The following is a 21,629-nucleotide window of genomic DNA, read 5'->3' on the forward strand; positions in this document are numbered from 1 at the left end:
CCTGGGACCCCCATTCCTCCCCGGCCGCTCGCTCGCTTCTCAAACGGGCTGGAGCGGACCGAGTCAAGGGTGACCCGGAGGGTCATCGCCGCAGGCGACGCGCAGCGCAGCGGAGCGCCCTTTACTCGGGCCGCGGAAGCCCGACACTGACAAAGAAGCGAGTGGCCCAACGGCAACCGGTGACAGACCTCGTCATCAACATGCTCGTCCGGGTCACCGATCCACCTGACCCAGCACGAGTTCGGCCCACACGGTCTTGCAGGGGGCGGGTGCCTCATCAACACCCCAATGGTCGGCATACGCGGCCACGAGCAGCAGCCCGCGCCCCGATTCCGCGTACGCCGAGGCCGAGTTCGGGACATGGGGGACCCGGTCGCCCCGAGCATCCGTCACCTCGATACGGAGCGTGCCGTACGCGTCGAGTCGTAGGGCCAGTCTGAAGTCACGTCCGGGTACCCGCCCGTGCACGACGGCGTTCGCCGCGAGTTCGGCGACGACGTGTTCCGCCGCCTCGGACGGCAGCCCCCAGTCGGCGAGTTGACGTTCCGTGAGGAGACGGGCCAGGCGGGCTCCCCGCCGGGTCGCGGACAACAGCACGGTGAAGTGCCCTACCAGGGGCGCGGCTTGGGTGATTTCTTCGTTCACATCACTCAGCGTGGCCACTCCTGTCTACCCTGAACAGCATTCATGTCGGTACGGAGCGCGACTGTCCGGGTGCGGTCCGGGGTCGTCCGGCTCATGTGCGGAAGGTGGCGGTGTGGACGACGAAGAGGCCATGGCCGTACTGAAGGCGGTCGGCCGTCAGATCAAGATGTGGCGCGAGGCCGCTGGGCTGTCGCAGGCAGAGTTCGGGGTGAGGGTCGGGTACAGCGAGGAGATGGTGTCCTCGGTGGAGCGGGGACGACGGGCCGCGAAACCGGAGTTCCTCGACAAGGCGGACGAGGCGACGGGGGCCGGCGGGAAGATCTCCGCGATGAAGGAGGACGTGGAGCAAGCGCGCTACCCGAAGAAGGTTCGCGACCTGAAGAACCTGGAGGACGAAGCCGTGGAGATGGGGGCATACACCGCCCTGCACATCCACGGTCTGCTCCAAACACCGGAATACGCACAGGCGTTGTACGAGATGCGGCGCCCCGCGTATACGGAAGAGGAGATCGAACGTCTCGTGGCCGCTCGTATGGCGCGCAAGGAGGTCTTCGAGCGCACGCCTCGGACATTGATCACCTTCGTCCAGGAGGAGTCGACGCTGCGACGGCCGGTCGGAGGCAGAATGGTGCAGCGGCAACAGCTTGAACACCTGCTGGAGGTAGGCAAGTTGCGGCACGTGGAGATCCAGGTGATGCCCACGGACCGGGAGGACCACGCGAGTGTGAGCGGCTCGTTCCGTGTGCTGAAGCTCCGGGGCGGAAAGACACTGGGGTACTCGGCGGCCGAACTGCACAGCCGGGTGATCAGCACTCCTCGGGAGGTCCAGATCCTGGAAATGCGCTATGGGATGATCCGAGCGCAGGCTCTCTCGCCCCGGGAGTCGCTGGCGTTCATCAAGAAAGTGCTGGGAGAAGAGACATGACCTCCTCAACCTTGGCGTGGTTCAAGAGCAGTTACAGCGGCAACGACGAGCCTGACTGCGTCGAGGTCGCCATCGCCCCCGCCGATGCCACCGTCCACGTACGCGACTCCAAGAACACCCAGCGCGCCCAACTCGCCTTCACAGACGCCTCGTGGGCCGAGTTCGTGGCGTTCGCCGGCCACTGAGCCCGGGGCAAAAGGACCGCGCAAGTCATCGTGCGCGGCGGGCGCGACGTGCCGGGCGACTCCGAGGAAATCGCCCAGCACGGGCTGCCTCCGGCGCGGGACTACGTGAACTTCTCGCACACCTTGAAGCTGTTGCCCTTGTACTGCACGCAGACGACGGTGTTCTTGGGGACCTTCAGCCCCTTGCCGTCGGCGTGGCCCCAGCCCGCGTAGGCGGAGTAGATGCCGTCGATCTTTCTGACCGTGGCCTTCTCCCAGCCGGCGCCGACCTTGGTGCTGCCGCCCGGCTTCTTGTAGGTCCAGCGCGCGTAGTAGGTCCCGGTGCGCTTGACACCGGTCTCCCTGTCTCCGCCGATGGCGTCCACGATCCGCGTCGAGGTGCCCTTGGTGTACGTTTTGTCGCCATTGATGCAGTAGATCGGATTGTGACGGCACGCTACGAAGTTGACCGTCGTCGTCGCCGCCGAAGCGGGCGATGCGACGAGCGATGAGGCCAAGGCCACCGTTGCGCCGACGAGCAGCGCCTTCCCCGTTACGTTGTTCATACTTGCGTGTTCCTCCGGCAGATCGGTGATCGTCGGAGAAGTTTGCAGCATTTCGGCATACACACCCATAGATATGGCGTGAAGATCATGTGCCGGCCCGTGCGACAGCGCATGTTCCCGCGACTGGCAACTCCCCGATGCACAGCACCCTTTGGGCGCTGATCCGACCGCTGGGCTCGACTTCCGTCCTACCGGACCACGATCACCTTGGTGGCCGTCGTCCCGAACGTCCACAGTGCCGCGCCGTCCGCCTTGCCCATGCGTACGCCGCCCGTTTCCTTGCCCGCGGCCGGTGGCGGGGACGAGCCGTCGACGGCGTTGGAGAAGGCGATGTTGACGCCGGACTTGGCGGCGAAGTAGACGATGTTCTCGATCTGGACGCCGTCGGAGCCGGTCGTGGCGTCGTTGCGGACCGACACCGTGTAGGTGCCGGGGTCGGGGCTCACCGTGCCGGGCCACACCGCGAACGTACGGCCGGCCTTGTCGCTCGCGTCGACCAGCCAGACGCGCTTCTGGCCGACGGAGTAGACGATGCGCCGACCGGTGCCGGAGGAGGCGGGTACCGCGGCGGCCGTGACGTGCGGCTTGGGGGACTTGGACGCGTGCGCGGACGCCGAGGCGGTGGGGCGGGCGGCGGACGCCTTCGGGTGGGGCCCCTTGTTGGCCTGCACGGCCAGGACCGTGACCGCGGCGATCGCTCCCACCGTCAGACCGGTCACCCAGACCTTCGAGGCAGGCACGGGCACGCATCTCCTCAGCTACTCACAGCCCCCACATCCCGATCGAACAGGGGTCGGATCATCGTACCGGCCCCCATCCGACCACCCGGACCCTCAGTCCAGCACCGGCAGCAGTTCCGGCAGGTGCCCGTCCGAGGCGGAAGCGACCCGCTGCCGCTCCTCCGGCACCTCCCCGTACAGCGTGGTGCGCGGACGCGCCGGCCGACCCGCCAGTTCCGCTACGGCGACCAGGTCACGCACCGACTTGTACGAGCCGTACGACGAACCCGCCATCCGCGAGATCGTCTCCTCCATCAGCGTGCCGCCGAGGTCGTTCGCCCCGGAGCGCAGCATCTCCGCCGCGCCCTCCGAGCCCAGCTTCACCCAGCTCGTCTGGATGTTGGGGATCCAAGGGTGGAGCAGCAGTCTCGCCATCGCCACCACCGCCCTGTTGTCCCGCATCGTCGGGCCCGGGCGCGCGATCCCCGCCAAGTACACGGGTGCGTTGGTGTGGATGAACGGCAGCGTCACGAACTCCGTGAAGCCGCCCGTGCGTTGCTGGATACCGGCCAGGGTCCGCAGATGTCCCAGCCAGTGTCTGGGCTGGTCCACGTGGCCGTACATCATCGTCGAGCTCGACCGGATGCCCAACTCGTGTGCCGTCGTGATGACTTCGATCCAGGTCGCCGTCGGCAGCTTGCCCTTCGTCAGGACCCAGCGGACCTCGTCGTCGAGGATCTCCGCCGCCGTACCGGGGATGGAGTCCAGTCCCGCTTCCTTCGCCGCCGTCAGCCACTCGCGGATCGAAAGGCCGGTGCGCGTCGCGCCGTTGACGACCTCCATGGGCGAGAACGCGTGGACGTGCATACCGGGGACGCGTTCCTTGACCGCCTTCGCGATGTCGAAGTACGCCGTGCCGGGCAGGTCGGGGTGGATACCGCCCTGCATGCAGACCTCAACCGCCCCTACTTCCCAGGCCTGTTGGGCGCGGTCCGCCACCTGGTCCAGCGACAGCGTGTACGCGTCCGCGTCCGTGCGGCGCTGTGCGAAGGCGCAGAAGCGGCAGCCCGTGTAGCAGACGTTCGTGAAGTTGATGTTCCGCGTGACGATGTACGTCACCTCGTCACCGACCACCGACTTCCTGACGTCGTCCGCGATCCGGGTCAGGGCGTCCAGCGCCGGGCCGTCCGCGTGCAGCAGGGCGAGGGCCTCCGCGTCGGTCAGCTTCGTGGGGTCGTCGGCCGCCGTCGCCAGTGCCTGCCGTACGTCCGTGTCGATGCGCTCGGGCACCATGCCGGGCGCCGCCGCCTCGCGCAGGGCGGCCCAGTCGCCGTAGACCTCGTCGAAGTCGTCACGGCGGTCGGACGTACGGCCCTCCGTGTCGATGGACACGTGCAGATCCGTACGGCCGGAGGACACGAACGCCTCCTCGGGCTCCTGCCAGGCGTGGCCCTCCACCACCGCGTCCTCGCGCGCCAGGCCCGTCTCCGGGTCGGCCAGTGCCCGTACGTGGGGCAGCAGGCGTGGGTCCAGCCAGGGTTCGCCGCGGCCCACGAACTCCGGGTAGACGCAGAGCCGTTCGCGGAGTTCGAAGCCCGCCTCGGCCGACTGTTCGCGCAGCAACTCGATCTGGGGCCAGGGGCGTTCGGGGTTCACGTGGTCGATCGTCAGGGGTGAGACCCCGCCCCAGTCGTCGATGCCCGCGCCGATCAGGCGCTTGTACTCGGAGTCGACGAGGTTGGGCGGTGCCTGGAGGCAGGCGGAGGGGCCCATGATGTGGCGCGCGACGGCGACCGTCGCCACCAGTTCGTCCAGTTCCGCGTCCGGCATGCCGCGCATCGCCGTGTCCGGCTTGGCGCGGAAGTTCTGGATGATGAGTTCCTGGATGCCGTGGTAGGCCCTCGACACCTTCCGTAGCGCGAAGAGGGAGTCCGCGCGCTCCTCGTACGTCTCGCCGATGCCGATCAGGATGCCGGAGGTGAAGGGGACGGACGAGCGGCCCGCGTCCTCCAACACCCGTAGGCGTACGGCGGGTTCCTTGTCCGGGGAGCCGTAGTGCGGGGCGCCGGGCTCGGACCAGAGCCGGGTCGCGGTGGTTTCGAGCATCATGCCCATGCTCGGCGCCACCGGCTTCAGGCGCTGGAAGTCCGTCCAGGTCATCACCCCGGGGTTGAGGTGGGGCAGCAGGCCCGTCTCCTCCAGGATGCGGATGGAGATGGCGCGGACGTAGGCGATCGTGTCGTCGTAGCCGTGCGCGTCGAGCCACTCGCGCGCCTCCGGCCAGCGGTCCTCGGGCTTGTCGCCGAGGGTGATCAGGGCTTCCTTGCAGCCGAGGGCCGCGCCCTTGCGGGCGATGTCGAGGACCTCGTCCGGGGACATGAACATGCCGTGGCCGGCCCGGCGGAGTTTGCCGGGGACGGTGACGAAGGTGCAGTAGTGGCACTTGTCGCGGCACAGGCGGGTGAGGGGGATGAAGACGCTCTTCGAGTACGTGATCACGCCGGGGCGGCCGGCCGCCGTCAGGCCCGCGTCGCGCACCCGGGCGGCGGACGCGGTGAGGTCGTCGAGGGCCTCGCCGCGGGCCTGGAGCAGCACCGCCGCTTCCGTCACGTCCAGTGCGACGCCGTCACGGGCGCGTTTGAGGGCGCGACGCATGGAGTTCTCGGTCGGGCCGGTTCCGGAGCTCGCGGGTGTCGTCATCCTTCGAGCATACGATCGGTGTGATCAGGCCAAAGAGGGGCGCCCGATTCGTTCCGGCCGGGCAGGTCGTTACACGGTGTCACTGGCCTCGGGAGCGCTCCGCCCTCCCCCGCGTCGGCTCCGGTTTCCCGACACCCGCCGATTCCCTTTCCTTGCACGGGAGTTCACAGCCGACTATCAGAGTCGTACGGGTCACCTCCGCGCCATCCCTGTCACTGACGACATCCTGGGAGCAGCAGCATGTGCGACGACGATCACGGAAACGGCCTCAACCGACGTGCGCTGATCGTGACGGGCGCCACCGCCGCGCTTACGTTGGGCAGTGTGACCTTCGCAAGCGGTGCGGCAATCCCCGCAAGCGGTGCCCAGGAGACGCGGACCGTTCGGGGCACCCTCCCCACCGGCTCGCCCGACTACGTGTACGTCCCCGTCGAGGTCCCGGCGGGGGTCCGCGAGCTCAAGGTGGCGTACACCTACGACAGACCGTCCGTCCCGGCCGGCACCCAGGGCAACGCCCTCGACATCGGTCTCTTCGACCAGTACGGCACCGGCCTCGGCGGCCGGGGTTTCCGGGGCTGGTCGGGCGGGGCGCGCACGGAGTTCTTCGTCCGCGCCGACGACGCGACGCCCGGCTACCTCCCCGGCCCGGTGCACGCCGGCACCTGGCACATCGCGCTGGGCCCCTACACGGTGTCCCCGCAGGGACTGTCGTACGAGCTCACGGTCACGCTCACCTACGGCGAACCGGGCGCCGCCCCGCGACCGGTGTATCCGCCGGAGCGGGCGAAGGGGCGGGGCCGGGACTGGTACCGGGGCGACTGCCATCTGCACTCCTGGTACTCGGACGGGCGCCGCACCCCCGCCGAGATCGCGGCGCTGGCGCGGGCGGCGGGCCTGGACTTCATCAACACGTCCGAGCACAACACGCACTCCTCGCACCCCCATTGGGCCTCGGAGGCGGGCGACGACCTGCTCATCCTGCTCGGCGAGGAGGTCACGACGCGCAACGGTCACGTGGTCGCCCTCGGCACCGAACCCGGCACCTTCGTCGACTGGCGCTACCGCGCCCGCGACAACCGTTTCGGCCGGTTCGCCCGTGAGATCCGCCGGGCGGGCGGCCTGGTCGTACCCGCGCATCCGCACGCCACCTGCATCGGCTGTGCCTGGAAGTTCGGCTTCGGCGAGGCGGACGCGGTCGAGGTGTGGAACGGCCCCTATACGCCCGACGACGAGGTGGCCCTGGCCTCCTGGGACGCGACGCTGGTGGCGTCCGTGCGGGCGAACCGGGCGTGGCTCCCGGCGATGGGCAACAGCGACGCCCACCGCGACCCGGACGCGGTCGGCCTGCCCCAAACCGTCGTCCTGGCCGACGACTTGACGAGGGAGGCGATCCAGGACGGTATTCGGGCGGGGCGTTCCTATGTCGCCGAGTCGAAGAGTGTCTCGTTGACCTTCACCGCGTCCGGCGGGCGGGCCGAACACGCGGGAATCGGCGAGCGGTTGAGGGTCGACGCCGACACCCCGGTCACGGTACGGCTGGAGGTCACGGGCGCCCCGCGCTGCACCGTCCGCTTCGTGACCGACCAAGGCACGCTGTTCACCGGCGATCCGCTGCCGGTGGGGGGCGCGGGCACCGTGGAGTGGCGGACGACTCCGGCCTACGCGGCTTACGTACGGGCCGAGTTGAGGCATGAGACGGCGGCGGGGCCACTGCCCGGGGCGCTGGCCGCGTTCACCAATCCGATCTTCCTGGGCGACGCCGAGCAGTGACTCGGCGGCAGCGGCTCTGCCGGGACGGCTCGAAGCCCGGCCGTTCGTGCACGAGAATCACCTTCTGGCGGGCCTCCCCCGGCGCGCACCCGTCCCGGCCGATCAGCAGGAGATCCGAGAACCGATGCCCCCATCGACCCCCGAGTCCAAGTACCGCAGCATCAGCCGAATCCAGCGCGTGCTGAACTCGGTCACCCGCCGCCTCCCCACCCAGACCGTCCTGGAGACCACCGGCCGCGTCTCCGGCGTGCCGCGCCGCACCCCGCTCGGCGGCCGTCGCATCGGCGACACCTTCTGGCTGGTCTCGGAGTTCGGCGAACTCTCCCACTACGTCCGCAACATCAAGGCGAACCCGGAGGTCCGGGTCCGGATCATGGGCCGCTGGCACACCGGAACAGCCCACCTCCTCCCCGACGACGACCCCCGCGCACGGCTGCGCACCCTGCCCCGTTTCAACAGCGCGGCGGTGAAGACGATGGGGTCGAACCTGCTGACGGTGCGGGTGGATCTGCGCGACTGAGCCGAAGGGGGAGGGGCCGGTCTCAGCCCTGCCACACGATCGCCTGTACCTCGCTGTACGCGTGCAGTGCGTACGAGCCGACGTCCCGGCCGACGCCGCTCTTCTTGAAGCCTCCGAACGGCGCCTCCATGTTGCGCCCCACCGTGTTGACGCCCACCCCGCCGGCCCGCAGCAGCCGTGCCACGCGGAACGCGCGGGCCACATCGCCGGACCAGACGTAGTCGATGAGGCCGTAGTCGCTGTCGTTGGCGAGGGCGATCCCTTCCTCCTCGTCGTCGAAGGGGACGACCACGACGACCGGGCCGAAGATCTCCTCGCGGACGACCCGCATCTCGGCGGTGCAGTCGGCCAGGACGGTGGGGGCGACCAGGAACCCCGGGCCGCCGGACGGCCGTTCGCCGCCCGCAACGACCACCGCGCCTTCCTTGCGGCCCAGTTCGACGTACGACTCGACGCGCTCCCGGTGCGCCGCCGAGATCACCGGCCCGACCACCGTGTCCGGCGAGCGCGGGTCCCCCACCTTCAACCGACCGGCGTAGGCGGCCAGTTGCTCGACCAGACGGTCGTACACGCCGCGTTGGGCCAGGACCCTCGTCGGCGCCGTGCAGATCTGCCCGCTGTAGAAGGAGAAGGTCGTACCGATCCCGGAGACGGCGGAGGCGAGGTCGGCGTCGTCGAAGACGACGGCCGCGCCCTTGCCGCCCAGCTCCATCAACTGGCGCTTCATGCCCCGCCCGCACACCTCGGCGATGCGCTGCCCGACCGCAGTCGAGCCGGTGAAGCTGACCATGTCGACGTCCGGCGACTCCACGGCCGCCTCCCCGACCTCCACCGCACGCCCGTTGACCACGTTCACGACCCCGCGCGGCACCCCGGCCGCCTCCAGCGCCTCCGCCATCCGGTAGACGGACAACGGGTCCTGCGGGGCGGGCTTCACGACGACCGTGTTGCCCATGGCGAGAGCGGGGGCGATCTTCCCTGCGGGGTTGGCCCACGGGTTGTTGTACGACGTGATGCAGGTGACGACACCCACCGGCTGCCGTACGGCAAGCGCCCCCATGACGGCCGCCCGCCCGAACGGCCCGGCCTCGTTGACCTGCGGCGCGATTGCCCACTCGGCCGGTTCCACGGTCGCGTACCGCCGGAACCGGGCGGCGGCCACACCCACCTGCATGCCCCGCGCGGTCCCGGTCGTGGCGCCGGTCTCCGCCTGGGCGAGTTCGGCGTACGGCACCAGCGCGCCCCGGACGAGGTCGGCCGCCCGCCCGAGGATCGCCGCGCGTTCCTCGGGCGGGGTACGCGACCACGGCCCGAACGCCTCCCGGGCCGCGGCGGCGGCGGCGAACACCTGCTCCCGCGAGGCCTCGGGCGCCCACCCCACGGTCTCCTCGGTCGCCGGATCGACCACGGCGTAGTGCCCGCCGTCCGGCTCGACCCACTCCCCGCCGACGAACAACCGCTGCCCATGGGCCACTTGAGAGCCATCACGGTAACCATCAGGGGAACCGACCCGGGAACTCACCTGGTGCTCACCGTCCTGGTGTCCCGCCCCGACCGCAGCACCCGCCCCGGCACGTTCCCGCTCACCGCGTCGCCGCGTATCGCCTCAACTCCGTTGACCCACACGGCCGTTATCCCGATCGCCTTGGAGTCCAGGCGCGGACTGTCACCCGGCAGGTCGTGCACCAGGGTGGCCTTGCCGGCGTCGATCCGTTCCGGGTCGAAGAGCACGAGATCCGCATGCCAGCCCTCCCGCACCTGCCCACGCTCCCGCAGCCCGAACAGCCGCGCGGGATCGTCGGTCAGCATCTTCACGGCCTGCTCGAGCCCGACCAGCTTCCGCCCGCGCAGACAGTCCCCGATGAACCGGGTGGTGTACGGCGCCCCGCACATCCGGTCCAGATGCGCCCCCGCGTCGGACCCGCCGAGCAGCACGTCCTCGTGCTGCCAGGTCTCGGCGCGCAGGGCCCAGGAGGCCGGGTCGTTGTCGGAGGGCATCGGCCACAGGACAGTCCGCAACTCGTCGGCCGCGCAGATCTCGACCAGACACTCGAAGGGCTCCTGCCCCCGCTCGGCGGCGATGTCCTTGACCACCCGCCCGGTCAGCCCCTCATTGGCGACGCTGTACGTGTCGCCGATGACGTACCGCCCGAAGTTCGCGAGCCGCCGGAAGACCCCGGCCTCCTTGCTGTTGGCCCGCACCAGCATCTCGGCCCGAATGTCGGGCTCGCGCAGCCTGGCGATCCGCTCGGGCACGGGGAGGCTCAGGATCGGCCCCCACCCGGGTATCAGGTTCAGCGCGCAGAACGTGCCGAGCGACATGTTCATCGGCGTGAGGATCGGCATGGTCAGCGCGACGACCCGCCCGCCGGCCTTCCGCGCCCGCTCACTCGCGAACAGCTGCCGGGGCACGCGCTCGGGCACGGCGGCGTCCACGGTCAGTACGTTCCAGTTCAACGGCCGCCCCGCCACCGCGCTCATCTCGACGAACAGATCGATCTCCGCGTCACTGAACTGATCCAGACACCCGGCGACGATCGCCTCGATCTGTGTCCCCTCGTGCTCACCGACGGCCCGTGAGAGGGCCAGCAGTTCCTCCGGGCGGGCGTGCCGGGAGGCGACCGGCTGTCCGTCGCCGTCCGAGTGGGTGGAGGACTGGGTGGTGGAGAAGCCCCAGGCGCCCGCGTCCATGGCCTCGTGCAACAGCCGTACGATCTCGGCGAGTTGCTCCGCGCTGGGCTGCCCGCCCACGGCATCCGGCCCCATCACGTACCGGCGCAGGGCACAGTGCCCGACCATGAACCCGGCGTTGACGGCGATCCGCCCTTCGAGCGCGTCCAGATACTCCCCGAAGCCCCGCCAGCTCCAGGGCGTCCCCTCCTCCAGCGCGACCAGCGACATCCCCTCGACCTTGGACATCATCCGCCGCGTGTAGTCGGCGTCCTCCGGCTTCAGGGGCGCGAGCGTGAACCCGCAGTTCCCGGCGGCCACGGTCGTCACCCCGTGATTGAGGGAGGGCGTCGCGTACGGGTCCCAGAAGAGCTGGGCGTCGTAGTGGGTGTGGGGATCGACGAACCCGGGGGCGAGGACGAGACCGTGCGCGTCCTCGCTGGTGCGGGCTTCCTCGGTGACCGTCCCGATCGCGGCGATACGACCGTCCCGTATGCCGACGTCGGCGATGTACGCGGGTGCGCCCGTCCCGTCCACGACGGCCGCACCCTTGATGACGTGATCGAACACGGGGTGACTCCTTGAGATACGTGACGCATACCTACCTAGGGGCGCGGGGAACTGCGCGACCAGCCACAACGCACCCGCACCCCGCAACGAAAGATCAGGCGGCTTGACGGAACCGGGTAGTCCGGTGAACAGGATCCGTGTCGATCTTCGGAATCACGTGCTCCCCGATCAACCGAATCGTCTGCAACGTCTCCTCCTTCGGCACCCCCACCGGCAACCCGAAGCTCAGCTGATCCGCCCCGGCCTGCTCCCACCGCTTGCACTGCGTGAGCACCTCGTCCGGGTCCCCGCAGATCAACAGCTCCTCCTCCACGAGGAGTTCGACGAACTCCGGCGTGTACTCGGGCAGGGTCTCCGGCCACACAGGGAACCCCTCGGGCCGAGGGAACGTGTCGTGGTACCGGAACACCAGCGAGGGCAGATAGTGCAGCCCCCCACTGGTGGCGATCCGGATCGCCTCGTCGTGCGTGGGCGCACAGATCGCCGTGGTCGTCACCATCACGTTGTCGTTGACGAACGCCCCGACCGGCTCGGCGTTCACGATCGCCGTCTTGTACTGCTCAAGCACCCACTCCATGTCGGAGACCTTCTGGATGCTGAACCCGAGGACACCGAGCCCCTTCCGCGCGGCCATGGCGTACGAGGGGGGCGACCCGGCGGCGTACCACATCGCGGGGTGGGCCTTGCCGTACGGCTTGGGCAGGATCTTGCGCGGCGGCAGCTGCCAGTGCTTGCCCTGGAAGCCGACGTACTCGTCCTGGAGCCACATCTTGGGGAACTCGGCGATGGTCTCTTCCCAGATCTCCTTGGTGTAGTTCATGTCGGTGACGCCCGGTATGAACCCGAGAATCTCATGGCTGCCCGCACCCCGCCCGCTCCCGAACTCGAAGCGGTTGTTGGAGAGATGGTCGAGCATGGCGACCTTCTCGGCGACCTTCACCGGGTGGTTGACCTGCGCGAGGGGGTTGAAGATCCCCGACCCCAGGTGGATGCGTTCCGTCGCGTGTGCGAGGTAGCCGAGGAAGACGTCGTTGGCCGAGAGGTGCGAGTACTCCTCCAGGAAGTGGTGCTCGGACGCCCAGGCGTACTTGAAACCGGACTTGTCCGCCTGGATGACGTACTCGGTCTCCTCCATCAGCGCCTTGTGCTCGGCCAGCGGGTCCGTTTCGGCACGCTTGCCCACGTATCCCTGTACAAAGAGCCCGAATTCCAAGGAGGTTCACCGTCCCAAGTCCAGGTGGTCCCTATGAGTGCTACGACTTTCTGACGTAGCGTCAGATTCGTCAATAGATGACGCCCCGTCAGATACTTCGGATGCCGTCAGATGACACTGACCCCCGCCAGCCAGCCCCCGTCGATCACGAACGGCTGCCCGGTGATGTACGACGAGTCGTCCGACGTCAGGAACAGCGCGAGGCGGGCGACCTCCGCCGGCTTCCCGATCCGCCCGAGCGGCACGAGCTTGCGGTACAGCTCGTCGAGGGCCCGGGACATCTCCTCCGTGTCGGCGTCCGGGTCGAGTTGGGCCGGGTTGGACATCGCGGTGTCGATGGCACCGGGACACATCGCGTTGACCCGTATCCGCCGGCTCGCCAACTCCAGCGCGGCGACCCGGGTGAGTCCGAGGATCGCGTGCTTGGTCGCCGCGTACGTCCCGACGGCCGCCATCCCGGTCAGCGCCGTGTACGAGGCCGTGTTGACGATCGTGCCGCCGTCCTCCATCGCCGCCGCCACGGTCCTGATCCCGAGGAAGCAGCCCACCTGGTTGACCCGCACGACCTGCATGAACTCGTCGAGAGGCGTGTCCACGAGGGAGTTGAACCGCAGGATCCCCGCGTTGTTGACGAGCCCGTCGATCCGCCCGTACGTCACCTTCGCGGCCTCCACGGCGGCCCTCCAGTCCGCCTCCTCGCCGACGTCGAGATGGACATAGGACGCGCCCAACTCCTTGGCCAGCGCCTCCCCTTGCTCATCCAGCACATCCGCTACGACGACCTTCGCACCCTCGGCCGCGAACAGCCGCGCCTCCTGCTCCCCCTGCCCGCGTGCCGCCCCGGTGACCAGAACGACACGCCCGTCCAGCTTGCCCATGCGGGCCTCCTCGGAATCGGTGGATGCAGGTCATCGTAGCGCCGCATCTGACGAAGCGTCAGATGAAGGTCAATGGATTGCACAAGCACACTTGAAGTGACCGTAGAGTAGGGACATTTGACCCTGGCCATACCTCGGCTTGACTCCAAGAATGCCGGGTATGGCAAAGCGGAGATTGCGCAACAGGAAAGTCAGGTACGTGGCGATCGGCGCGGCACTGGCCACCGGCGGGGTGGTCGTCGCCCTGCTGCCGTCGGCGAACGCGGCCGAGGCGAAGACACCGGACCAGATCATGACCATGTGCGAGAGGTCCGCGGTGGTCAATGGCGAGCAACGGACGGTGGAGGATTTCGGCGGCGCCTTCGCGGACGGTTTCCAGGCCGACAACTGCGATTACGTCGAGACGAATTTCGAGACCTTCGACGGCCCCACCGAAAAGTCGTCCATCGATTTCCCGAACTGCGAGCCGAACGCCACCGATCCCGCCAAGGTCTCCATCACCTGGTCGTCGACCGCGGCCCAGGGCCAGGGCAAGTACGTCTCCACCCAACAGGGCGGCGGAGGCGGCCTGTTCGGATTCCTCAGCGGGTCCTGGGCCAAGCACAAGGGCACCCTGGACATGACCGTGAAGTCGGCGACGGCCGGTGACACGGAGGCGCGGGACGTGCCGGTCGGCAAGGTGCTCCACATGGAGTTCACGCCGAAGCTGCAGCGCATGACCGGCGAATGGCGGGTGCGCATCGACGCCGATCCCGGCAGTTTCGCCGTGAACCCCTCTCCCGAACAGAACTTCGTGGCACCGGACGTCGTCGAGGGACCGGTCATCCTGCCGGGCGCCGCGGGCGCCCCCGGTGTCGTGGACGGCACCTCCAAGGCGGTTCTGGAGGACTGCTGACCCACCGGCCGACCCCCACGAACCCGCAGCTCAACTCCCTTACACCCCCCAGGAGATACCCATGTCCCGGACCGGCCGCGGCAGAAGCCACCGGAGCAAGAAGAAGCGCGTCACCCTGATGCTGGCCCCTGTGGCGGCGCTCGCGGTGATCGTCCCGCTGATGAACCAGGCGAACGCCGCCACCCCGTCCGAAGTGACCGCCGACTGCTCCGCGGACTCCGACAAGCTGGCCAACTGCGAGTTCGTGGACGTCCAGTTCAAGGCGAACAGCCTCGGACCCAACGAACGCGTCTCCCCGGTGAGCGACAACTGCGGTTCCACGAGCACCGCGACGAAGACCTTCAACGTCAGTACGTCGGTGACACGCACCCTCCAGGTGGAGGAGGGAACCGTCACCGAGGCCGGCACGAAACTCGGGAGCTCGCTCTTCGAAGTCGGCCTGGAATTCAGCACGTCGACCATCAACATCACGCGTGACGACAAGACGACCACCCTGGCGTTCAGCCGCACGGACACCGTGCAGCCGGACAGCACCGCCTTCTTCATGTGGTCGGCCAAGCGCACCGATGTCAGCGGATTCCTGAAGGCCACGTACAAGGAGGCGCAGGACGGCCAGACGGTGTTCTTCGCGCCGAGCGAGGGCGCCGCGACCGTGCACGTCTTCTATCCGCAGATCCTGAACAACGGAACGCCCGACGGGCGCCTTTGGCTGCGGAACGTGAAATGCGAAACCACAGCGGCGGACGCGGTTCCGAACTCCACGAAGGCCCTCCAGACCGAAGAGGCCGGATTCGGTCAGGGCGGCGCCGACGCCACCGACGTGGAAATACCGCTGACGGAGGTCCCGGCACCCTGATCCGGCGCTCCCGGACGGTTCTCAGGTGCGAAGCACGGGCGTGGCTCCCAGCCAGCGCAGGACCGCGTCCGTGCCGCTCCTGGCGTCCAGCTTGGCGTAGATGTTGCTGAGGTTGTTGCGGACGGTCTTCTCGCTCAGCCGTAACCGCTGCCCGATCTGCTGCGCGCCCAGGCCGGTCGAAAGGAGCTCCATGATCTGCTGTTCGCGCGGCGAGAGCAGCGCGCGCAGCCGCTCCATCGCGTCGTCGGTCGCGGCCATCCGCCGGGCCCCCTCACGCAGGGCGTCGCAGGCGGTCGGAGAGAGGTAGGTGTGCCCGACGGTGGCCGCCAGGACCGCCGAGGACATCATCTGGGGGCAGTGGTCCCCCTCGACCAGATAGCCCGCCCCGGCCCGGAACACCTCGACCACCGCTTGGGTGTCCTGGCGCGGACTGACCACGATCGCCGGGACACCCCGGGTGCGGAGCACGTCCAGCAGCCCCGGAAAGGATGCCGCCGGGTCCTCGCAGTGCAGCACGACGACGTCCGCCGTGGTCTCTCCCAGCCCGTCGTAGGGCGGGGAGACACGCACCACTCGGTCCACGTGCGGATCGTCCGGGGCCGGCCAGTCCTCGTGCGGCCAGGTGTCCCCGACGGAGGCCAGGACAACTACGAGTCGCTCGGAGGATCGCACTTCGGGGGTCCTTCCGCCGGAGCCATGACGTCCGTACGTCCATACATACGCGGCTCGGCGTGACCGTGTTCAAACAGGTTGTGATCAAAGGGTGGGCGTCAGCAGCGGGCGTGATCAGAGCAGGGGCCCCACCTCGGCCCCGAACTCGCTTATCTGGTCGGTGAGTTCGGCGCGGTCGCGGCAGCGGAACCGGACCTGGATCCGGTCCACGCCCATCGCCCGGTAGGCGCGCAGCGATTCCGCGAGCGCTTCGGGGGCTCCGGTGAGGGTGCGCCGCCCGACCTCCCACCCCGGGTTGCCGACGTACAGCGGCTCGGTGATGGCCCCGAACATGAACGGCCCCTGGAGGGAGGCCTCTTCGCGCAGTCGCCGGATCCGTTCGATCTGCTCGGACAGCCGGTCGCGCGGGTCGCCCTGCGGCAGCCAGCCGTCCGCCTTGAGGGCGGCCCGGCGTACGGCGGCGGGTGAGGAGCCGCCGACCCAGACGGGCACGTGTTCCTGCGCGGGCCTGGGTCGCTGCCCCAGCCCCTCGAAGTCGTACAACTTGCCGTGGTGCTCCGGGAATTCGTCCGGGCCGAGGGCGGCGCGCAGGGCGTCGATCGACTCGTCGAGGACGGGCCCGCGGCGGTCGAAGTCGACACCCAGCGCCTCGAACTCCTCCCGTACGTGCCCGGCGCCGACCCCGAGGAGCAGTCGGCCGCCGCTGAGGTGGTCGAGGGTGGCGTACTGCTTGGCGGTGATCAGCGGGTGCCGCAGCCCCACGACCGCCACATGGCTCAGCAGCCGGACCCGCTCGGTCACGCCCGCCAGGAAGGCGAGGGTGGCGACGGGGTCGTACCAGATGGTGCTCATCGCGGCGGCGAGGCGGCGCGGGACGCCGACGTGGTCGCAGCCCGCGATGTAGTCGAAGCCGGACCGGTCGGCGGCGCGGGCGATCTCGACGAGGTCGGCGGGGCCCGCGTCGGCCTCCCAGGGTTCGGCGTAGATGGTGCTCTGGGACTGGACGGGCAGTTGGATGCCGTAGGCGAGGCCGCTCATTCGGGCCCGCCCCACAGACCGTCCGGCGTCAGGCCCAGCAGGTCGATCGCGTTGCCCCGGACGATCCGCTCGACCACGTCCGGTGCCAGGTGCCCCATCTGTGCCTCCCCGACCTCGCGGGACTTGGGCCAAGTGGAGTCGGAGTGGGGGTAGTCGGTCTCGTACAACACGTTCCCGACGCCGATGGAGTCGAGGTTCTTCAGGCCGAAGGCGTCGTCGAAGAAGCAGCCGTAGACGTGCTCGGTGAAGAGTTCGGACGGCGGGCGGTGGACCTTGTCGGCGACGCCGCCCCAGGCGCGGTTCTCCTCCCAGACCACGTCGGCGCGTTCCAGGATGTAGGGGATCCAGCCGATCTGGCCCTCGGCGTACATGACCTTGAGGTCGGGGAAGCGTTCGAACTTGCCGCTCATCAGCCAGTCCACCATGGAATAGCAGCAGTTGGCGAAGGTGATGGTGGAGCCGACGGCGGGCGGGGCGTCGGCGGAGGTGGAGGGCATACGGCTGCTGGAGCCGATGTGCATGGCGATGACCGTCTGCGTGTCCGCGCAGGCCGCCAGGAAGGGGTCCCAGTCGTCGGTGTGGATGGAGGGGAGGCCGAGGTGCGGGGGTATCTCGGAGAAGGCGACGGCGCGGACGCCGCGGGCCGCGTTGCGGCGGACCTCGGCGGCGGCCAACTCCGGGTCCCAGAGTGGGATCAGGGGGAGGGGGATGAGGCGGCCCCGCGCCTGCGGGCCGCACCACTCCTCCACCATCCAGTCGTTGTAGGCGCGGACGCAGAGCAGCCCGAGTTCGCGGTCGGCGGCCTCGGTGAACGTCTGGCCGCAGAAGCGCGGGAAGGTGGGGAAACACAGCGCGGACTGGACGTGGTTGACGTCCATGTCGGCGAGCCGGGACGGGACGTCGTAGGAGCCCGGCCGCATCTGCTCGTAAGTGATGACTTCGAGCTTGATCTCGTCCCTGCTGTAGCCGACGGCGGTGTCGAGGCGGGTGAGCGGGCGGTGCAGATCCTCGTACACCCACCAGTCGCCGATGGGTCCGTCGTCGCCGGGCTCGCCCATGACGGGCTTGAACCGGCCGCCGAGGAACGTCATTTCCTTCAGCGGCGCGCGGACTACCCGCGGGCCGGTGTCCAGGTACTTCTTGGGCAGCCTCTGCTGCCAGACGTCGGCGGGCTCCACGGTGTGGTCGTCGACGGAGATGATCGGCGGAAGGGGTGTCCCGGGTGCGGCATGAGTGGTGGTCTGGGTGTCCATGGCGCTCACGGTAGCGCCGATCTGACGACCCGTCAGCTAGCTGGATCCGGGTTCGGGGTGCTCGGTTCTGTGCGGAACTGTGCGTAGGCCGTGTGAGGGCCTTGTGATATCCCGCGCGGCGACCTGTGAGCGGTGTCTCCGAGTGCTGACGCGACCGCCGCCGACAAGGCAAACTGTCGTAGTTATCAGGCGTGCCTAGGGGGAACGGCGATGGACGGTGGACCGCGAGTACCGGAGCAGCGGCGCCCCGACTCCGACTCTGAGGAGTCGACGGGCCTGCGCTTCAGCGTGCTCGGTCCGGTACGTGCCTGGCGGGGCCCTGTTTCGCTGCCCACCGGCTCTCCCCAGCAACGCGCCCTGCTGGCCGCGCTGTTGCTGCGCGAGGGGCGGACGGCGACCGCCGGCGAGCTGATCGACGCGTTGTGGGGTGACGACCCTCCGTCGCAGGCGCTGGCCGCGGTGCGGACATACGCGTCCCGGCTGCGCAAGGCGCTGGACGCCGGGGTCCTCGTCAGCGAGTCGGGCGGGTACGCCGTACGGGGCCTGCCCGACGGCGCGTTGGACGTGGCCGAGGTCCACGACCTGGCGAACGAGGCGGAGAAGGCGAAGTCGGCGGGTGACCTGTGCCAGGCGCGGGATCTGCTCGGCCGGGCGCTGGCGCTGTGGGACGGGGAGCCGCTGGCCGGGCTGCCGGGCCCGTACGCGGAGGCGCAGCGGGTCCGGCTGGAGGAGTGGCGGCTCCAACTCCTGGAGTCGCGGCTGGACATGGACCTGGAGCAGGGCTGCCACGCGGAGGCGGTCAGCGAACTGACGGCGCTCACGGCCGCGCACCCGCTCCGGGAGCGGCTGCGCGAGCTGCTGATGCTCGCCCTGTACCGCTCGGGCCGCCAGGCGGAGGCCCTCGCGGTGTACGCGGACACCCGGCGCCTGCTCGCCGACGAACTCGGCGTGGACCCGCGCCCCGGCCTGCGTGAACTCCAGCAGCGCATTCTCCAGGCGGACCCCGGCCTCGCGGAGCCGTCCGCACCGGCGGCGGAGACCGCGCCGGCTCCGGTCCGCCCCCACCAACTCCCCGCCACGGTCCCCGACTTCACCGGCCGGGGGTCCTTCGTGTCCGAGCTGAGTGAAGTCCTGGCCTCGGCCGAGGGCCGTGTGATGGCGGTGTCGGCGCTGGCCGGCATCGGGGGCGTCGGCAAGACGACCCTGGCGGTGCACGTGGCCCACCAGGCCCGATCCACCTTCCCCGACGGCCAGTTGTACGTCGATCTCCAGGGCGCGGGCTCGCGGGCGGCGGAACCGGAGACCGTACTGCGCGCGTTCCTGCGGGCGTTGGGCACCGCGGATTCCGCGATACCCGACTCCCTGGAGGAGCGGTCTGCGCTGTACCGGTCGGTGCTGGACGGCCGCCGGGTGCTGGTCCTGCTGGACAACGCCAGGGACGCGGCCCAGGTGCGCCCCCTCCTCCCCGGTACCGAGGGCTGTGCCGCGCTGGTCACCTCCCGGGTCCGGATGGTGGACCTGGCGGGGGCGCATCTCGTCGACCTCGACGTGATGTCCCCCGAGGAGGCGCTGCAGCTCTTCACGAAGATCGTCGGCGCCGAACGGGTCGCCGCCGAACGGGAATCCGCCCTCGACGTGGTCGCCGCGTGCGGCTTCCTCCCGCTGGCGATCAGAATCGCGGCATCCCGTCTGGCGGCCCGCCGTACCTGGACGGTCTCCGTCCTCGCCGCGAAACTCGCCGACGAACGACGCCGGTTGGACGAACTCCAGGCCGGCGACCTCGCCGTGAAGGCCACATTCGAGCTGGGTTACGGCCAGTTGGAGCCGGCGCAGGCACGGGCGTTCCGCCTGCTGGGCCTCGCGGACGGCCCGGACATCTCGCTCGCGGCGGCAGCGGCGGTTCTGGATCTTCCGGTTGAGGACACGGAAGACGTGCTGGAATCCCTCGTGGACACGTCACTCGTCGAATCGGCGGCGCCCGGCCGGTACCGCTACCACGATCTGGTGCGGCTCTACGCGCGTGCGTGTGCGGAGCGGGACGAGTGGCCGCCGAGCGAGACGGGGGCGGCGCTCTCGCGATTGCTGGACTTCTACCTGGCGACGGCCGCCGGTGTGTACGGCATCGAGCGCCCCGGCGACCGCCTGGTCGACCACCTGGAGGAGACCGGCGTCCCCGGGCTGGTCTTCCCCGACCGGCGCGCCGCCCAGGACTGGCTCTACTCCGAGGCGATCCCGCTGCTGGCCTGCGTACGGCAGTCGTCGAACGGTGCGCCGCTGCGGCGGGCCGTCGATCTGCTGTGGGCCACGGTCGACCTCGCGGAGTCCGGGGCGAACTTCAAGGAGTACGAGGCCGCCGGCGCGGCCCTGCGCGATGCCGCACGTGCGGCCTCCGACAGCCGGGCGGAAGGGCGGGCCATTCTGGTACAGGCCAACGCCCGCCATTTCTCGGGGCAGTTCGAGCAGGCCTACCAGGAGGCACGGCAGGCGCTCGCCCTGTCCGAGGCCGCCGACGACGCGTTGCCGTGCTGCTGGGCGGCGAACCTGCTCGGCATCTACTCCTTCTACCAGGGCCGCTACGGCGAGGCCGAGGAGTTCCTGGAGCGGGCCATCGCGAGCTTCCGCGCCTGCGGCGACCTCTCCGGCGCCGCGTCGGCGCTGTGCAATCTCTCCCGCCTGCACCTGGAGACGGAGCGCGCCGACAGCGCGGTCGATCTCGCCCGTCAGGGCACGGAGATGTACGAGGAACTCGGGCACACGCTCAAGGCGGCCAACGGCCACTACGCCCTGGGCCTGGCCCTCGGCAAGAACAGCCAACCTGCCGACGCGGTCGCACATCTCAACCAGGCACTGAACGTGTTCCGCGCGAGCCGGCAGCGCCTGTGGGAGGGTATGACCCTGTTCCGCCTGGCCGAGGTCGACCTGCTGGCCCAGCGTCCGGCACAGGCGGCGGCCAACGCGGAGATGGCCCTGACCCCGCTCCGGGAGATCGGCGGCGAGTGGCGACGGGGCAACGTGCTCACTCTCCTCGGCAAGGCCCTGAACGGCATCGGGCAGTCCGGCCGCGCGCAGGTCTGCTGGACCGAGGCGCTGGAGATCTACAAGCGGCTGGAGTCGCCCGAAGCGGCGGAGGTCCAGGCGCTGTTGGCGCCGGCCGCGGCGGTCTGAACCGGGGCCGGCGGGGCGTTCATCAATCGTTTATCGCCGCACGGCACTCTTCTGGATATCGGGCCGTCGCGTCGGGGGGCAGACGGACCGTCGGTGAAGCCGCCACCTTCGAGATCTAGAGTGGCGGCGCCAGTGGCCCATCCGGCCATCCTCGGGGGAGTGACCGGATGGGCCCGCCCCATTTTGAACGCGATCTCCAAGGAAGGCAGCACGATGAGCGACACCACGAACGACGAGACGGTCGTCACGCCGGACAACACCCACATCACCGACGCGAAGCTGACCGGCGACCTCAAGCCGCTCAACACGCACATCACGGACGTCGAGGCCGTCGTGGCCGCCGACGACGACGGCACGGCCACGCCGGACAACACGCACATCACGTCCGACCCCAGCTAGACCTTCTCCCA

The 21,629-nt window shown here is 69.5% G+C and carries 19 protein-coding genes; 8 read left to right on the forward strand and 11 right to left on the reverse strand.

Going from position 1 to position 21,629, the window contains the following annotated elements:
• Window positions 1–213 precede the first annotated feature (213 nt).
• Window positions 214–645, reverse strand: a complete 432-nt coding sequence (locus OC490_RS42250) for an ATP-binding protein (RefSeq protein ID WP_262063363.1) — start codon at window positions 643–645, stop codon at window positions 214–216.
• A gap of 112 nt (window positions 646–757) precedes the next feature.
• Here OC490_RS42250 and OC490_RS42255 point away from each other — a divergent pair, with 112 nt between their 5' ends.
• Window positions 758–1,570: a helix-turn-helix domain-containing protein gene (locus OC490_RS42255; protein WP_262063364.1), complete on the forward strand. Its 813-nt coding sequence runs from the start codon at window positions 758–760 to the stop codon at window positions 1,568–1,570.
• Complete coding sequence (locus tag OC490_RS42260; RefSeq protein ID WP_262063365.1) at window positions 1,567–1,755, forward strand: DUF397 domain-containing protein; 189 nt, start codon at window positions 1,567–1,569, stop codon at window positions 1,753–1,755. The genes OC490_RS42255 and OC490_RS42260 overlap by 4 nt, the downstream gene beginning before the upstream one ends.
• A 101-nt stretch (window positions 1,756–1,856) precedes the next feature.
• Here the strand turns inward: OC490_RS42260 and OC490_RS42265 are convergent, their stop codons facing one another.
• From OC490_RS42265 to OC490_RS42275, 3 genes are all read right to left on the reverse strand, one after another.
• Window positions 1,857–2,300 carry a hypothetical protein gene (locus OC490_RS42265; RefSeq protein ID WP_262063366.1) on the reverse strand — a complete coding sequence of 148 codons (444 nt, stop codon included), beginning with the start codon at window positions 2,298–2,300 and terminating at the stop codon, window positions 1,857–1,859.
• A gap of 188 nt (window positions 2,301–2,488) precedes the next feature.
• Entirely contained in the window at window positions 2,489–3,040 is a 552-nt protein-coding gene (locus OC490_RS42270) for a hypothetical protein (protein ID WP_262063367.1), read from the reverse strand.
• Between the two features lie 93 nt (window positions 3,041–3,133).
• Window positions 3,134–5,719 carry a bifunctional FO biosynthesis protein CofGH gene (locus OC490_RS42275; RefSeq protein WP_262063368.1) on the reverse strand — a complete coding sequence of 862 codons (2,586 nt, stop codon included), beginning with the start codon at window positions 5,717–5,719 and terminating at the stop codon, window positions 3,134–3,136.
• Window positions 5,720–5,959: 240 nt separating this feature from the next.
• On the opposite strand from OC490_RS42275, the gene OC490_RS42280 reads away from it, so the two are divergent.
• Window positions 5,960–7,489, forward strand: a complete 1,530-nt coding sequence (locus tag OC490_RS42280; RefSeq protein ID WP_262063369.1) for a CehA/McbA family metallohydrolase — start codon at window positions 5,960–5,962, stop codon at window positions 7,487–7,489.
• Between the two features lie 124 nt (window positions 7,490–7,613).
• Window positions 7,614–8,009 (forward strand): nitroreductase family deazaflavin-dependent oxidoreductase, encoded by a 396-nt coding sequence (locus tag OC490_RS42285; protein ID WP_262063370.1) that lies wholly within the window; start codon window positions 7,614–7,616, stop codon window positions 8,007–8,009.
• A 22-nt stretch (window positions 8,010–8,031) separates the two neighbouring features.
• On the opposite strand, the gene OC490_RS42290 is transcribed toward OC490_RS42285, so the two are convergent.
• From OC490_RS42290 to OC490_RS42305, 4 genes are all read right to left on the reverse strand, one after another.
• Window positions 8,032–9,483: an aldehyde dehydrogenase family protein gene (locus OC490_RS42290; protein ID WP_262063371.1), complete on the reverse strand. Its 1,452-nt coding sequence runs from the start codon at window positions 9,481–9,483 to the stop codon at window positions 8,032–8,034.
• A gap of 44 nt (window positions 9,484–9,527) precedes the next feature.
• Window positions 9,528–11,267, reverse strand: a complete 1,740-nt coding sequence (locus tag OC490_RS42295; protein ID WP_262063439.1) for an N-acyl-D-amino-acid deacylase family protein — start codon at window positions 11,265–11,267, stop codon at window positions 9,528–9,530.
• A gap of 76 nt (window positions 11,268–11,343) precedes the next feature.
• Window positions 11,344–12,462 carry an LLM class flavin-dependent oxidoreductase gene (locus OC490_RS42300; protein WP_406456212.1) on the reverse strand — a complete coding sequence of 373 codons (1,119 nt, stop codon included), beginning with the start codon at window positions 12,460–12,462 and terminating at the stop codon, window positions 11,344–11,346.
• Between the two features lie 107 nt (window positions 12,463–12,569).
• Window positions 12,570–13,340 (reverse strand): SDR family NAD(P)-dependent oxidoreductase, encoded by a 771-nt coding sequence (locus OC490_RS42305; RefSeq protein ID WP_262063373.1) that lies wholly within the window; start codon window positions 13,338–13,340, stop codon window positions 12,570–12,572.
• Window positions 13,341–13,500: 160 nt separating this feature from the next.
• Here OC490_RS42305 and OC490_RS42310 point away from each other — a divergent pair, with 160 nt between their 5' ends.
• A complete protein-coding gene (locus OC490_RS42310; RefSeq protein ID WP_262063374.1) occupies window positions 13,501–14,235 on the forward strand; it encodes a hypothetical protein in 735 nt (244 codons plus the stop codon).
• A gap of 61 nt (window positions 14,236–14,296) precedes the next feature.
• The gene (locus OC490_RS42315; RefSeq protein ID WP_262063375.1) at window positions 14,297–15,091 is read left to right on the forward strand and encodes a hypothetical protein; all 795 of its coding nucleotides are present in this window, start codon (window positions 14,297–14,299) and stop codon (window positions 15,089–15,091) included.
• 21 nt (window positions 15,092–15,112) lie between these two features.
• On the opposite strand, the gene OC490_RS42320 is transcribed toward OC490_RS42315, so the two are convergent.
• The 3 genes from OC490_RS42320 to OC490_RS42330 form a co-directional block, all read right to left on the reverse strand.
• Window positions 15,113–15,763 carry a response regulator transcription factor gene (locus OC490_RS42320; RefSeq protein ID WP_262063376.1) on the reverse strand — a complete coding sequence of 217 codons (651 nt, stop codon included), beginning with the start codon at window positions 15,761–15,763 and terminating at the stop codon, window positions 15,113–15,115.
• Window positions 15,764–15,877: 114 nt separating this feature from the next.
• The gene (locus tag OC490_RS42325) at window positions 15,878–16,801 is read right to left on the reverse strand and encodes an LLM class F420-dependent oxidoreductase (protein WP_262063377.1); all 924 of its coding nucleotides are present in this window, start codon (window positions 16,799–16,801) and stop codon (window positions 15,878–15,880) included.
• Entirely contained in the window at window positions 16,798–18,054 is a 1,257-nt protein-coding gene (locus OC490_RS42330) for an amidohydrolase family protein (protein WP_262063378.1), read from the reverse strand. The genes OC490_RS42325 and OC490_RS42330 overlap by 4 nt, the downstream gene beginning before the upstream one ends.
• 210 nt (window positions 18,055–18,264) lie before the next feature.
• Between OC490_RS42330 and OC490_RS42335 the strand changes: the two genes are divergently transcribed.
• Entirely contained in the window at window positions 18,265–21,219 is a 2,955-nt protein-coding gene (locus OC490_RS42335; RefSeq protein ID WP_262063379.1) for an AfsR/SARP family transcriptional regulator, read from the forward strand.
• 213 nt (window positions 21,220–21,432) lie between these two features.
• The gene (locus OC490_RS42340; protein WP_262063380.1) at window positions 21,433–21,618 is read left to right on the forward strand and encodes a hypothetical protein; all 186 of its coding nucleotides are present in this window, start codon (window positions 21,433–21,435) and stop codon (window positions 21,616–21,618) included.
• The last annotated feature ends 11 nt before the right edge of the window (window positions 21,619–21,629 follow it).

Source organism: Streptomyces sp. STR69 (assembly GCF_024519455.1).
Classification (GTDB): Bacteria; Actinomycetota; Actinomycetes; order Streptomycetales; family Streptomycetaceae; genus Streptomyces.

What these genes read in the sequence shown, in the direction of transcription:
- OC490_RS42330 (WP_262063378.1), bottom strand. Translation starts at nt 18,054, where the DNA reads ATGGACACCCAGACCACCACTCATGCCGCACCCGGGACACCCCTTCCG.
- OC490_RS42265 (WP_262063366.1), bottom strand. Translation starts at nt 2,300, where the DNA reads ATGAACAACGTAACGGGGAAGGCGCTGCTCGTCGGCGCAACGGTGGCC.
- OC490_RS42340 (WP_262063380.1), top strand. Translation starts at nt 21,433, where the DNA reads ATGAGCGACACCACGAACGACGAGACGGTCGTCACGCCGGACAACACC.
- OC490_RS42315 (WP_262063375.1), top strand. Translation starts at nt 14,297, where the DNA reads ATGTCCCGGACCGGCCGCGGCAGAAGCCACCGGAGCAAGAAGAAGCGC.
- OC490_RS42325 (WP_262063377.1), bottom strand. Translation starts at nt 16,801, where the DNA reads ATGAGCGGCCTCGCCTACGGCATCCAACTGCCCGTCCAGTCCCAGAGC.
- OC490_RS42305 (WP_262063373.1), bottom strand. Translation starts at nt 13,340, where the DNA reads ATGGGCAAGCTGGACGGGCGTGTCGTTCTGGTCACCGGGGCGGCACGC.
- OC490_RS42335 (WP_262063379.1), top strand. Translation starts at nt 18,265, where the DNA reads ATGGACGGTGGACCGCGAGTACCGGAGCAGCGGCGCCCCGACTCCGAC.
- OC490_RS42285 (WP_262063370.1), top strand. Translation starts at nt 7,614, where the DNA reads ATGCCCCCATCGACCCCCGAGTCCAAGTACCGCAGCATCAGCCGAATC.
- OC490_RS42275 (WP_262063368.1), bottom strand. Translation starts at nt 5,719, where the DNA reads ATGACGACACCCGCGAGCTCCGGAACCGGCCCGACCGAGAACTCCATG.
- OC490_RS42280 (WP_262063369.1), top strand. Translation starts at nt 5,960, where the DNA reads ATGTGCGACGACGATCACGGAAACGGCCTCAACCGACGTGCGCTGATC.
- OC490_RS42260 (WP_262063365.1), top strand. Translation starts at nt 1,567, where the DNA reads ATGACCTCCTCAACCTTGGCGTGGTTCAAGAGCAGTTACAGCGGCAAC.
- OC490_RS42310 (WP_262063374.1), top strand. Translation starts at nt 13,501, where the DNA reads ATGGCAAAGCGGAGATTGCGCAACAGGAAAGTCAGGTACGTGGCGATC.